Annotated in this window: 16 protein-coding genes; 14 read left to right on the top strand and 2 right to left on the bottom strand. The window is 31.2% G+C overall.

What is annotated here, in order from left to right; translation table 11 throughout:
- On the bottom strand, nucleotides 1–121 hold a 121-nt coding region (locus ACHZC3_RS04985; RefSeq protein WP_394758792.1), incomplete at its 3' end, for a rhodanese-like domain-containing protein.
- 138 nt (nucleotides 122–259) lie between these two features.
- Here ACHZC3_RS04985 and ACHZC3_RS04990 point away from each other — a divergent pair.
- The 13 genes from ACHZC3_RS04990 to ACHZC3_RS05050 all read left to right on the top strand — a co-directional run bounded on the left by ACHZC3_RS04990 (nucleotide 260) and on the right by ACHZC3_RS05050 (nucleotide 11,768).
- Nucleotides 260–712, top strand: coding sequence for a MarR family winged helix-turn-helix transcriptional regulator (locus ACHZC3_RS04990; RefSeq protein ID WP_394758778.1), 453 nt, complete (start codon nucleotides 260–262; stop codon nucleotides 710–712).
- Nucleotides 713–714: 2 nt separating this feature from the next.
- The gene (locus ACHZC3_RS04995) at nucleotides 715–1,347 is read left to right on the top strand and encodes an NAD(P)H-dependent oxidoreductase (protein WP_394758779.1); all 633 of its coding nucleotides are present in this window, start codon (nucleotides 715–717) and stop codon (nucleotides 1,345–1,347) included.
- A gap of 25 nt (nucleotides 1,348–1,372) precedes the next feature.
- Nucleotides 1,373–1,939: a YceI family protein gene (locus ACHZC3_RS05000; protein WP_394758780.1), complete on the top strand. Its 567-nt coding sequence runs from the start codon at nucleotides 1,373–1,375 to the stop codon at nucleotides 1,937–1,939.
- Between the two features lie 162 nt (nucleotides 1,940–2,101).
- Nucleotides 2,102–3,352 carry a hypothetical protein gene (locus ACHZC3_RS05005; RefSeq protein ID WP_394758781.1) on the top strand — a complete coding sequence of 417 codons (1,251 nt, stop codon included), beginning with the start codon at nucleotides 2,102–2,104 and terminating at the stop codon, nucleotides 3,350–3,352.
- Nucleotides 3,353–3,641: 289 nt separating this feature from the next.
- Entirely contained in the window at nucleotides 3,642–5,042 is a 1,401-nt protein-coding gene (locus ACHZC3_RS05010) for an anthranilate synthase component I family protein (protein WP_394758782.1), read from the top strand.
- 10 nt (nucleotides 5,043–5,052) lie between these two features.
- On the top strand, nucleotides 5,053–5,622 hold the full coding sequence (locus ACHZC3_RS05015) for an anthranilate synthase component II (RefSeq protein WP_394758783.1): 570 nt from the start codon (nucleotides 5,053–5,055) through the stop codon (nucleotides 5,620–5,622).
- Between the two features lie 66 nt (nucleotides 5,623–5,688).
- Nucleotides 5,689–6,681, top strand: a complete 993-nt coding sequence (gene trpD, locus ACHZC3_RS05020; protein ID WP_394758784.1) for an anthranilate phosphoribosyltransferase — start codon at nucleotides 5,689–5,691, stop codon at nucleotides 6,679–6,681.
- 3 nt (nucleotides 6,682–6,684) lie between these two features.
- Nucleotides 6,685–7,464 carry an indole-3-glycerol phosphate synthase TrpC gene (gene trpC, locus ACHZC3_RS05025; protein WP_394758785.1) on the top strand — a complete coding sequence of 260 codons (780 nt, stop codon included), beginning with the start codon at nucleotides 6,685–6,687 and terminating at the stop codon, nucleotides 7,462–7,464.
- Nucleotides 7,465–7,473: 9 nt separating this feature from the next.
- Nucleotides 7,474–8,088, top strand: a complete 615-nt coding sequence (locus tag ACHZC3_RS05030) for a phosphoribosylanthranilate isomerase (protein WP_394758786.1) — start codon at nucleotides 7,474–7,476, stop codon at nucleotides 8,086–8,088.
- Between the two features lie 12 nt (nucleotides 8,089–8,100).
- A complete protein-coding gene (gene trpB / locus ACHZC3_RS05035; protein ID WP_394758787.1) occupies nucleotides 8,101–9,282 on the top strand; it encodes a tryptophan synthase subunit beta in 1,182 nt (393 codons plus the stop codon).
- 2 nt (nucleotides 9,283–9,284) lie between these two features.
- Complete coding sequence (gene trpA, locus ACHZC3_RS05040) at nucleotides 9,285–10,046, top strand: tryptophan synthase subunit alpha (protein ID WP_394758788.1); 762 nt, start codon at nucleotides 9,285–9,287, stop codon at nucleotides 10,044–10,046.
- A gap of 56 nt (nucleotides 10,047–10,102) precedes the next feature.
- Nucleotides 10,103–10,921, top strand: coding sequence for a 3-deoxy-8-phosphooctulonate synthase (kdsA, locus tag ACHZC3_RS05045; protein ID WP_394758789.1), 819 nt, complete (start codon nucleotides 10,103–10,105; stop codon nucleotides 10,919–10,921).
- 7 nt (nucleotides 10,922–10,928) lie between these two features.
- Nucleotides 10,929–11,768, top strand: a complete 840-nt coding sequence (locus ACHZC3_RS05050; protein ID WP_394758790.1) for a hypothetical protein — start codon at nucleotides 10,929–10,931, stop codon at nucleotides 11,766–11,768.
- Nucleotides 11,769–11,776: 8 nt separating this feature from the next.
- Here the strand turns inward: ACHZC3_RS05050 and ACHZC3_RS05055 are convergent, their stop codons facing one another.
- A complete protein-coding gene (locus tag ACHZC3_RS05055) occupies nucleotides 11,777–12,178 on the bottom strand; it encodes an excinuclease ABC subunit B (RefSeq protein ID WP_394758793.1) in 402 nt (133 codons plus the stop codon).
- A gap of 93 nt (nucleotides 12,179–12,271) precedes the next feature.
- Here ACHZC3_RS05055 and ACHZC3_RS05060 point away from each other — a divergent pair, with 93 nt between their 5' ends.
- Complete coding sequence (locus ACHZC3_RS05060; protein WP_394758791.1) at nucleotides 12,272–12,703, top strand: DUF1456 family protein; 432 nt, start codon at nucleotides 12,272–12,274, stop codon at nucleotides 12,701–12,703.
- Nucleotides 12,704–12,907: the final 204 nt, after the last annotated feature.

The raw sequence follows: 12,907 nt of genomic DNA on the forward strand, positions 1-12,907 counted from the left end.
CTATATTTATTGCATTGGGAATAATTCCTTCACTACACTCATCTTGGGTTCGAACATCTAGAATAACTAGATCTTTATCTTCTTGAGCTTTTGCCCACCATTCTTCTTGTGATAAATTCATTTTTTTAATTTTTGTCAAAAATAATAAAATCTAAAGTAAAATCTGTTAAAAATAATTTAACAAAAATTTAATACACATTTGTATATACAAATAAAAAATAGCATTACATTTGTATATACAAATTTAGTAATAGAAACTATGAAAATAGAAGAAGAAATAAAAAGTACAATTCCAATGGATATTGCTAAAAAAGTATTACTTAATATTTCATTTACAAAAAATGTTTTGCACGACAATTTTCAGGAAATAATAAAACCTTACGATTTATCCGGAGAGCAGTATAATGTTTTGAGAATATTAAGAGGTCAAAAAGGAAAACCTGTAAACATGTGTGATATTCAGGAAAGAATGATTGCAAAAAACAGTAATACAACAAGATTAATTGACAAATTACTTTTGAAACAAATGGTTACTCGTAGCGAATGTCCCGCAAACAGAAGAAAAATAGAGGTTCTAATTACTCAAAAAGGGTTAGGTGTACTCGCAGAACTTGATCCTGTTGTTATAGAACACGAGAAATATTTTGCAAACAAACTAACAATCGAAGAATTAGAACAATTAAACAATTTATTAGAAAAATATAGAAATTAATTATGAGTACATTTATTGAAAATCAGAATTGGCGTTATGCCACCAAAAAATTTGATACTTCTAAAAAAGTATCAACAAAAGATCTAGAAATACTTAAAGAAGCAATTCAATTGAGTTCTTCTTCATACGGTTTACAACTTTATAAAATTATAATTGTTGAAAATCCAGAAATAAGAGCAAAATTACAACCAGCCTCTTGGGGACAATCCCAAATTGTTGATGCATCACATCTATTCATTTTTGCAAATCAAACCAATGTTGGAGAAACAGAAATAGATTCTTACATACAAAATATTGCTCAAACTAGAAACTTACCTATCGATGCATTATCTGGGTATGGCGATTTTATGAAAGGTGCAATAACTCCGTTATCTGAAGAAGCAAAAAATATTTGGACAGCAAAACAAACTTACTTAGCTTTGGGAAACTTGCTTAATGCAGCTGCCGAACTAAAAATAGATGTTACTCCAATGGAAGGTTTCGACCCAAAACAATATAACGAAATCTTAGGCTTAGACAAACTAAATCTTAATGCAGCAGTTGTTGCGGCAGTAGGATATCGCCATGACGAAGATGCTACACAACATTATAAAAAAGTAAGAAAATCTAACAAAGATTTATTTATAACTATTTAATTATTAACAACTAAATTTAAAACAAATGAAAAATTTAAAATCAATTGCATTAGCAGTAATCGTAGCAGTAAGCACATTGACAGCTTCTGCACAAACAACAAAAAAAGTAGATGTTTCTAAAAGCAAAGTACTTTGGTTAGCCAAAAAAGTAGGTGGTCAACACAGTGGTGATATTGCACTAAAAGACGGAGCTTTAGTATTAAAAGGTAAAAAAATAATTGGCGGAAACTTTACTGTCGACATGACAACTATAAACACTACAGATTTAACTGGTGAATACAAAGGAAAATTAGACGGTCACTTAAAAGCTGATGATTTTTTTGGTGTAGAAGCTAATCCAACAGCTACATTAGTTTTTAAAACTATTGGACTAAAGTCAAAAAACAAATATACAGTTACTGCAGATTTAACTATTAAAGGAAAAACTGCTCCTATAACCTTCGACTTGGTTGCAAATAATGGTGTTGCAAATACAAAACTAATGGTTGATAGAACTAAATATGATATTAAATATGGTTCTAAAAACTTTGGAGCATTAGCTGACAAAGCAATTGATGACGAATTTGAATTAAACGTTAGTTTGAAATTCTAATTCCGAATAATTAAAAGCAAGTCTCGGTGATTTCTCACCGAGACTTTTTTTTTGTAGTTTTATATTTACAATAGCTACATAATTTATGCATTTTAACGATTATATTTGCATTTCATCTATAAATAGAATATTTTTATATCTCACAAAGTAAATACTTTAGCTATGAAAAAGATTCTTTTAATAATTGTAATCTCTATTTTCAGCCAAAACTTATTGGCACAGCAAAATGTAGGGATAAATGGTAATAGTAATTGGACAAATTTATGGACAAATTTTACTCCAAAAACTACAGATTATAAAGAAGCAAACGAAATCCTTTTCGGAAATATCACAGAAAATAAAACACTTTATAAGAAAAACATTTACTTATTATCTGGTGTAGTTTGTGTAAAAAACAACGCAATACTTACTATAGAACCAGGAACAGTTATAAGAGGTGATATAGAAACTGTTGGAACATTAGTTATTACAAAAAATTCTAAATTAATTGCAAATGGTATCGAAACTGATCCAATTGTTTTTACTTCAAATAACGAAGCAGGAAATAGACGTGCTGGAGATTGGGGAGGAATTGTTATTTATGGAGATGCGCCTACAAATGCAGTTGGTGGTTTTTCTAACTTAGATTTCCTAAATTCAAGTGAAAGCGGAATATATGGAGGTAGTAATGTAGACAGTGATTCAGGAATCTTAAATTTTGTTAGAATAGAATTTGCTGGTAAAAGAGTTAATTCTGAAAAACAATTTAATGCCTTATCTATTGCAGGTGTGGGAAAAAAAACTATTTTAAATAATATCCAGGTAAGTTTCTCAGATGATGATTCATTCGAATGTTTGGGAGGAAATGTTTTCCTTAATAATCTTGTGTCTTATAGAGCTACCGATGATGATTTTGATTTTACTCAAGGTACACAAGCAACAATATCAAACAGTTTAGCATTAAGAAATCCTTTTAATTCAGGTGTTGAAATTTCAAGATGTTTAGAAATAAGTTCATATGATAAAAAGGAAAATACTGATTTTAGTAAAAAACCAACTGCTGTTTTAGCAAATAATTTATCTTTAATCAATTATGAAGAAAACTCAAACGGACTAGTAAAAGAAGCAATCTATATAAAAGAAAGTGCTAGTTTAAAACTTCAAAACAGTTTAGTTTATGGCTTTGCTGAAGGAATAATATTAGACAACAAAATAGGTGTTAATGATGAAGTTGCTAAAAAAATAATCTTTGATAACGTTGAATTTATTTCTTGCAAATTAGTTGCGAAATTTGAGAGTTTAGACAAAGAATTAGTCTTCAACAACCAAACAATATCAAATCTTCCTCAAACACAATTATTTAAGGAGTCAAGCTTCAAGAAAAATGTTGATTTTAGAATGAAAACAACTTCTAGTTTTGCATACAATAAATAAATTATTTACAATAAATATAAAATATATGAAGCCTCATTGAGAAATCTTAGAGGCTTTTTTTATTTTGATAAAAAAATGAAATAATATTTGCAAGTAAAAATTTAATTACTACTTTTGACATTCAATTAAGAACATGAACACATTTTTAAATACAAATTGGTGGTGGAATAATTTACGTCAAACGTCGTGAACTAATCCTCTATATTGTATTTTTTAAAACTCAAAATATATAAAAAGGCTTGTCAATCACGACAAGCCTTTTTTTTATGTAAAAAACTAAAATATCATTATGAAAACTTATAATCTTAAAACTCAATTCAAACAAATCCTTGCTGATACTATCACGCCAGTAAGCATTTATCTGAAAATTCGTGACAAATTCCCTAACAGCTTATTGTTGGAAAGTAGTGATTATCATGCAAATGACAATAGTTTTTCTTATATCTGTTGTAATCCTATAGCATCAATAAAAATAGAAAATGAAACTATTTTAAAATCCTTTCCTGATGGAACTTCTGATAAAATTGAAATAAATAATCAAACCAACATTCCAAACGAAATTGAAAGATTCAAATCTCAATTCAAATCGGAAAACAATGATTTCAAATTCATAAATAATGGATTGTTTGGTTATATTTCTTATGATGCGGTACGTTATTTCGAAAAAATAGAAATTTCGAAAAAAGAAAATGATTTACAAATTCCTGATATTTATTATGCAGTGTATCAAAACATCATTGCGATTAATCATTTCAAAAACGAAGCCTATATTTTCTGTCATTCCTTAACAGATGAAAATAATATTAATGAAATCGAGCAATTATTGCAAACACGTAATTTACCAGCTTACTCTTTTTTTAAAACCGATGATAAAAAATCAAATTTAACCGATGAAGATTTTAAAAATAATGTGGCTTTAGCCAAAAAACATTGTTACCGTGGCGATGTTTTTCAATTGGTATTATCAAGACGATTTACACAAGGGTTTAAAGGAGATGAATTTAATGTTTATAGAGCTTTACGAAGTATAAATCCTTCCCCATATTTATTCTTTTTTGATTATGGAGATTTCAAAATTATGGGTTCATCGCCCGAAGCACAATTGGTCATAAAAGACCGAAAAGCCGAAATTCATCCCATCGCAGGAACTTTCAAACGAACTGGAAACGACGAACAAGATGCCATTCTAGCTAAAAGTTTATCCGAAGATGTAAAAGAAAATGCCGAACATGTGATGTTAGTAGATTTGGCTCGAAATGATTTAAGCAGACAAAGTCATCAGGTGAAAGTAGAAAAATATCGTGAAGTGCAATTTTTTTCCCATGTTATTCATTTGGTATCTAAAGTTACAGGACAAATACACGAAAATTCTTCTACAATGAAAGTCGTAGCTGATACTTTTCCTGCAGGAACTTTATCTGGCGCACCCAAACACAAAGCCATGCAACTGATAGAAAAATATGAAAATACGAACAGAAATTTTTATGGTGGTGCAATAGGTTTCATGGATTTTGAGGATAACTTTAACCATGCCATTATGATTCGAACTTTTTTAAGTAAAAATCACCAATTACATTACCAAGCTGGAGCTGGAATTGTAGCAAATTCAGACGAAGAAAGCGAATTACAAGAAGTATATAATAAGTTAGCAGCTTTAGATAAAGCATTAGAAATAGCAGAAAAAATTTAAATTTAAGACAATGAAAAAAATACTAGTCATAGACAATTACGATAGTTTTACATACAATTTAGTACATTATCTCGAAGATTTAAACTGCGAAGTAACCGTTTATCGCAATGATGAATTTGATATTGATGAAATAAAAAACTTCGATAAAATACTACTTTCTCCAGGCCCAGGAATTCCAGATGAAGCTGGTTTACTCAAAGAAGTCATCAGAATTTATTCAGCTACAAAGAGCATTTTAGGTGTATGCTTAGGACAGCAAGCCATTGGAGAAGTTTTTGGCGGAAGCCTTATTAACCTTGAAAAAGTATATCACGGCGTGGCTACAAATGTGAATATTCTAGTTGATAACGAAACCCTATTTGATGGTCTAGAAAAACAAATCGAAGTGGGTCGTTATCATTCTTGGGTTGTAAATACTGTTGATTTTCCAGATGTATTAGAAATCACTTCAACTGATGAAAACGGGCAAATTATGTCTTTGCGTCATAAAACTTATGATGTTCGTGGCGTACAATTTCACCCAGAAAGTGTATTAACACCAAATGGAAAAAAAATCTTAGAAAATTGGGTTAAAAATTAAATAATTCAAGTTCAAAAAAATCTTTGTAAATCAGCTAAAATCCACGTCATCAGCGTGCCATTAAAAATGAAAAATATACTCAACAGACTCATCAACCACGAAACGCTTTCGAAGCAAGAAGCTAAAAATATATTGGTGAATATTTCTAACGGAAGTTACAATCCGAGTCAAATAGCTAGTTTTCTTACAGTTTATATGATGCGAAACATCACTATCGATGAACTCGCAGGATTCCGAGAAGCGTTATTAGAATTGTGTATTCCAATCGATTTATCTGCTTATAATACCATCGATTTGTGTGGAACAGGTGGTGATGGGAAAGACACTTTCAATATTTCGACATTAGCTTCTTTTGTAACTGCTGGAGCTGGAATAAAAGTAGCAAAACATGGAAATTATGGCGTTTCATCTATTTCTGGTTCAAGCAACGTCATGGAAAATTTAGGTGTAAAATTTAGTAATGATCTTAATTTTTTAGAAAAATGCATTGACCAAGCTGGAATTTGTGTTTTACATGCACCACTATTTCATCCAGCCATGAAAAACGTAGCGCCAATAAGAAAAGAGCTAGCTGTAAAAACCTTTTTTAATATGTTGGGACCAATGGTTAATCCAAGTTTTCCTAAAAATCAATTAATTGGTGTTTTCAATCTCGAATTGGCTAGAATGTACAGTTATTTGTATCAAAATACAGAAACCAACTATACCATTTTACACAGTTTAGATGGTTATGATGAAATTTCTTTAACTGGAATTACTAAAACCATTACCAATAAAATGGAAGGAATGCTAAAACCAGAAGATTTTGGAGTGAATCTTTTATCCCAAACGGATATTCAAGGTGGAACAACCATAGAAGAATCGGCAAAAATCTTTCTTACTATTATTTCAGGAAAAGGAACTGAAGCACAGAACAATGTAGTTTGTGCCAATGCTGGAATGGCAATTTCCACAGTAAATAATCTAACTCCATTACAAGGATTCGTATTAGCCAAAGAGAGTTTATTATCTGGCAAAGGATTGGAAGCACTTAAAAAATTACAACAATTAAGTTTATAAAAAATGAATATTTTAGATAAAATCATCTTCGACAAAAGAAATGAAGTTGCACTCAAAAAGGCAATCATTCCAGTTTCACAATTAGAAAATTCAGTGCTTTTTGGAAGTAGAACCATTTCATTGAGTAAAATTTTACGAAATAGTAATTCTGGAATCATTGCCGAGCATAAAAGAAGATCACCTTCTAAAGCCGAAATAAATTATAGTTTTTCGGTAGAAGAAGTTGTAAAAGGGTATCAAAATGCTGGTGTTTGTGGAATTTCTGTACTAACAGACGGAAAATATTTTGGTGGTTCTTTAGATGATTTAGTATTAGCTAGAGCTTCTGTAAGTATTCCGCTTTTGCGAAAAGAATTTGTTATTGATGAATATCAAATACTGGAAGCTAAAGCTCATGGAGCCGATTTAATTTTGCTCATCGCTGCGGTTTTAACTCGTGAGGAAATTAAAAATTTATCTGAATTTGCTCAATCATTAGGTCTAGAAGTTTTACTAGAAGTTCATAATCTCGAAGAATTACAAAAATCGATATTGCCAACTTTAGATATGATTGGCGTAAACAATCGCAATCTCAAAACATTCGAAGTCAGTTTAGATTTTAGCAAAGAACTAGCTTCAGAAATTCCTGATGAGTTTGTAAAAGTTTCTGAAAGTGGGATTTCGTCTATCGAAGCCATCAACGAATTGAAATCGTACGGTTATAAAGGATTTCTTGTAGGCGAAAATTTTATGAAAACAGACAATCCAGGAAAAGCTGCTTCAAATTTTATAAAACAATTATAAATTAAAGAGATGAAACTTAAAATCTGCGGCATGAAATATCCCGAAAATATTCTAGAAGTAAGCCAATTACTTCCAGAGTATTTAGGCTTTATTTTCTGGGAGAAATCCAGTCGTTATTTTGATGGAGAAATTCCAAAAATCAATAAATCAATAAAAAAAATAGGCGTTTTTGTTGATGCAACTGTAGAAGAAATAATTTCAAAAATAAAAAAATACGATTTAGATGTTATTCAATTACATGGTGATGAAAGTCCTGAATTTTGTAGAAATCTAAAGATGGAAAACATCGAAATAATCAAAGTATTTTCTGTAAATGATGATTTTGATTTTTCAGTATTGGAACCATTTGAAAATGCTTGCGATTATTTTCTATTTGATACCAAAGGAAAATTACCTGGCGGAAACGGAATAACTTTCAATTGGCAAATATTACAGCATTACAAATTGACAAAACCATTTTTCCTTAGTGGAGGAATCGGATTAAATGATATTGAAGATATTAAAAAATTAAATTTACCTATTTATGCCATCGATGTAAACAGTAAATTTGAAATTGAAGCAGGATTAAAAAATATTAAATTATTAAAAAGTTTCAAGAATAACTTGCAAACATTAAACATTTAAACTTTAAACACAATGAGTTTTCACGTTAACGAAAAAGGATTTTACGGTAATTTTGGAGGGGCATATATTCCCGAAATGCTCTATCCAAATGTAGAAGAATTAAGACAAAATTATCTGAAGATAACAGCTGAACCTGAATTTCAAAAAGAATTTCACGAGCTGTTAAAAGATTATGTAGGTCGCCCTACTCCACTCTATTTTGCTGAAAGATTATCAGCCGAATACAACACAAAAATTTACCTAAAAAGAGAAGATTTGTGTCATACAGGCGCGCACAAAGTCAACAATACGATTGGGCAAATTCTATTAGCAAAACGATTGGGTAAAACCCGTATTATTGCCGAAACAGGTGCAGGACAACACGGAGTTGCAACTGCTACGGTTTGTGCTTTGATGGGTTTACAATGTATTGTTTATATGGGCGAAATCGATATCAAACGACAAGCTCCTAACGTAGCGAGAATGAAAATGTTAGGTGCCGAAGTACGTCCCGCAACATCAGGTTCAAAAACCCTAAAAGACGCCACAAACGAAGCCATTCGAGATTGGATAAATAACCCAATAGATACTTATTACATTATTGGATCCGTAGTTGGTCCGCATCCTTATCCAGATATGGTGGCGCGTTTTCAAAGTGTCATTTCAGAAGAAATAAAGACGCAATTATTAGAAAAAGAAGATCAAGAAAACCCTGATTATGTTATTGCTTGCGTAGGTGGCGGAAGCAATGCAGCAGGTACTTTCTATCATTTTCTTGACGAAAAAGAAGTAAATATCATTGCTGTCGAAGCTGCTGGAAAAGGCATCGATTCTGGTGAAAGTGCAGCCACTTCCGCATTAGGCAAAATTGGAATTATTCACGGAAGTAAAACGCTGTTAATGCAAAGTCCTGACGGACAAATTACCGAACCCTATTCTATTTCCGCAGGATTAGATTATCCAGGAGTTGGGCCAATGCATGCACATTTGTTTGAGACAAAAAGAGCTGAATTTATCTCAATTACAGATGAAGAAGCTATGGATTGGGGTATCAAAATGTCTCAAACCGAAGGTATTATCCCAGCTATAGAAACTGCACATGCTTTTGCAGTTTTAGACAAGAAAAAATTCAAACCGACCGATATTGTTGTCATCAATCTTTCTGGTCGTGGTGACAAAGATTTGAATACTTATATTGATTATTTTAAATTATAAAAATGAACAGAATAAATCAAAAATTACAAGAAGACAAGAAGATACTTTCCATTTATTTTTCGGCGGGATATCCTAACTTAAATGATACCGTGAAAATTATTCAAGATTTAGAAAAATCTGGAGTTGATATGATAGAAATTGGTTTGCCATTTAGTGATCCTTTAGCCGACGGACCAACTATTCAAGAAAGTTCGACTAAAGCTTTAGAAAATGGAATGACTACAAAATTACTTTTCGAACAATTAGAAAACATTCGCCAAACCGTACAAATTCCGTTAGTAATTATGGGGTATTTCAACCCGATTTTACAATATGGAATAGAAGCATTTTGCAAAAAATGTCAAGAAATAGGAATCGACGGACTTATAATTCCAGATTTGCCTGTCGATATTTATGCAGAAAACTACAAACAAACTTTCGAAAAATACGGTTTAATAAATGTATTTTTAATTACTCCTCAAACTTCCGAAGAACGAATTAGATATATCGATTCTGTTTCAAACGGTTTTATATATATGGTTTCTTCAGCTTCGGTAACAGGAAATTCTGATGGATTTGGAACAATTCAAACCAACTATTTCAAAAGAATTTCAGAAATGAATCTTAAAAATCCACAAATTATAGGTTTCGGAATTAGCAATAAAGAAACATTTAATCAAGCAACTCAATTTGCAAAAGGAGCAATTATTGGTAGTGCTTTTATCAAAAATTTGACAGGAAATGGAATTAAAAGTATTAGTTCCTTTATTACTTCCATTCGATAAAAATCAAATTCAAATTCACAATAATTAATCTTATCTTTGCAAAAATTTTCAACACAATGAATTTACAAAATATACCTAAAATCAAGCATTTAGATAGTGGCAATTTCTTTATTCTTGCTGGTCCTTGCGCTATTGAAGGAGAAGAAATGGCTATGAGAATTGCCGAAAAACTAGTAGGAATTACTGATAAACTTCAAATTCCTTATGTTTTTAAAGGTTCATTCAAAAAAGCAAATCGTTCAAGAATAGATAGTTTTTCTGGAATTGGTGACGAAAAAGCGTTAAAAATTTTAGAAAAAGTATCTAAAGAGTTTGGCGTTCCAACTGTTACAGACATTCACACTAATGAAGATGCTGTTATGGCTGCTGCTTATGTTGATGTGTTGCAAATACCAGCATTCCTAGTTCGTCAAACGGATTTAGTTGTGGCTGCTGCCAATACTGGAAAAGTGGTCAACCTAAAGAAAGGACAATTTATGAGTCCTGAAAGCATGAAACATGCTGTACAGAAAGTTTTAGATTGTAACAACCCGAACGTAATGCTTACCGATAGAGGAACGATGTTTGGTTACCAAGATATGATTGTCGATTTTCGTGGTATTCCAACGATGCAAACCATGGCAACTACTGTTCTTGACGTAACACATTCATTACAACAACCCAACCAAGTAGCTGGTGTAACTGGTGGTCGCCCTGACATGATTGAAACGATTGCCAAAGCTGGAATCGCTGTGGGTGTTGATGGAATTTTTATAGAAACTCATTTTGATCCTGCAAATGCAAAAAGTGATGGCGCAAACATGCTTCACCTAGATTATTTTGAAGGTTTAATGACAAAATTAGTTGCTATTAGACAAACTATAAATAAATTTTAAGATTCTAATGAAACAAATATTCTATATTCTTTTTTTAGTAGTATCATTTTCTGGTTTTTCACAAACTACCGAAGATGTTATGCCAGAAAAATATACAGCACATAACAAAGGTAAATTTTATATTTATTGGGGAGGAAATCGTGATTCCTTTTCTAAATCGGATATTCATTTTGCTGGAAACGGATATGATTTTACTTTGTATGATGTTACAGCACAAGACAAACCAAAAGGTTGGCATGTAGATTATGTAAACCCTGCAAGAATGACTATTCCACAAACTAATTTTAGGTTGGGTTATTTTATTAACGATAAATACAATATTTCGATTGGTGTAGACCACATGAAATATGTGATGTTTCAAGACAAAGCGGTAAATTATATAGGATATTACCCTAATCAAGGAAGTTATGGAGAAACTTTAGCAAACAACCAAATTTTACTAACCGAAGATTTTTTGACTTATGAACATACTGATGGTTTGAATTATGTAAACACTGAATTTTCTCGTGTTGACGATATCTCGAAAATTATTGGTTTACCAAATACCGATAAGTTTCAGGTGAATTTTACTGAAGGTGTTGGAGTAGGACTTTTATATCCAAAAACAAATGCAAAATTATTAAACAAAGAACGTCATGATGATTTTCATATTTCTGGTTACGGTCTTTCGGCAAAAGCGGGTTTAAATTTTACTTTTTTTAAGTACTTCTTTATTCAAACAGAGCTAAAAGGTGGTTATATAAATATGACTGATATAAAAACTACTTTTGATAGTGCCGATAAAGCCACACAGCATTTTTGGTTCTTAGAAAAAGTAATAGCTGTTGGTGGGATTTTTAGAATTTAAAAGTTAATCTAATTATGCTGTTCTTGAAAAGCACAAATAATTTTTTCAGCAGGAATCATTTGGTTTGAAGAATCTTCCATTAGTTTTAGAATTCGCTTCATAGCAAAAGGGTTTAGTCCCATTTTAATCCCTATTTCGTGAATGGCATTTTTTTCTCTTTTGTGCAAAACACCATCACAATGCATGAGTAAAGCCAAACGATAGAAATGAATGATTCTATTAAACTCATCTTTAATAATTAAATGTTCCTTACGATTTCGAAACAATTCCATAAAAGATTCTTTTTCGATCCCTATTTCTTGAGAAATTAACAATAGGAAATCGTATTCACGGTCATGAAGTTCGCCATCAATTATGGCAAAAGCAATCATCTCTGACAATAAGCTAATTTTTTCTCGGTAGGAATTTATCATTATTATTTTTTTTTGCAAAAGTAAAATTAAATTTGGAATCAAAAAAGCTCCCATTCATTTTATGTATCTTTGCAGAAAGATTTAATAAAAATGACAAATAACGATATTTTCAAAAAATTGCGTGTCGCATTAATGTTGCGTGATGATCAAATAGTAGAAATTTTAGAATTAGTAGATTTCAGAATTTCAAAATCTGAAATTGGCGCTTTTTTCCGTGACGAAAAACACGAAAATTATGTAGAATGTGGTGATCAAATTTTGCGTAATTTCTTAAACGGATTGGTTATTCACTTGCGTGGAACAAAGGAAAACCCTAAAAACCCAAACGAGGTTTTAGCAAAACACAAAGCAGAAATCCCTAAAAAAGAAGGTTTTGTTCCTAAATCTGATTTTAAACCAAAAACTGATTTTAAATCTACCACAGATTTCAAGAAAAAGCCTACTTCAAATAAGAAAAAACCAGAGCCTAAAGTTCAGGTTGTAGAAAAAGTGAAGTATAATAATGGGAAAAATAAGAAATAATTTTTTTTTGGTAGTTTGCTTTTATTAAAGGATTGCTTCGAGTTATTATCCTGATTCGAAGACAAATAATTTACACCTAATCATAAAGTTTATAATACAAAAAAGCCTGAGCATAGACTGCCCCCAAAAAGTTAGACACTATTTGGGGGTATTTTTATGGAAAGAAAAGTCAAATATGATTATGCATTTAAGCTTGAATGCGTA

Source organism: Flavobacterium sp. (assembly GCF_043720215.1).
In the GTDB taxonomy this organism is placed as follows: domain Bacteria; phylum Bacteroidota; class Bacteroidia; order Flavobacteriales; family Flavobacteriaceae; genus Flavobacterium.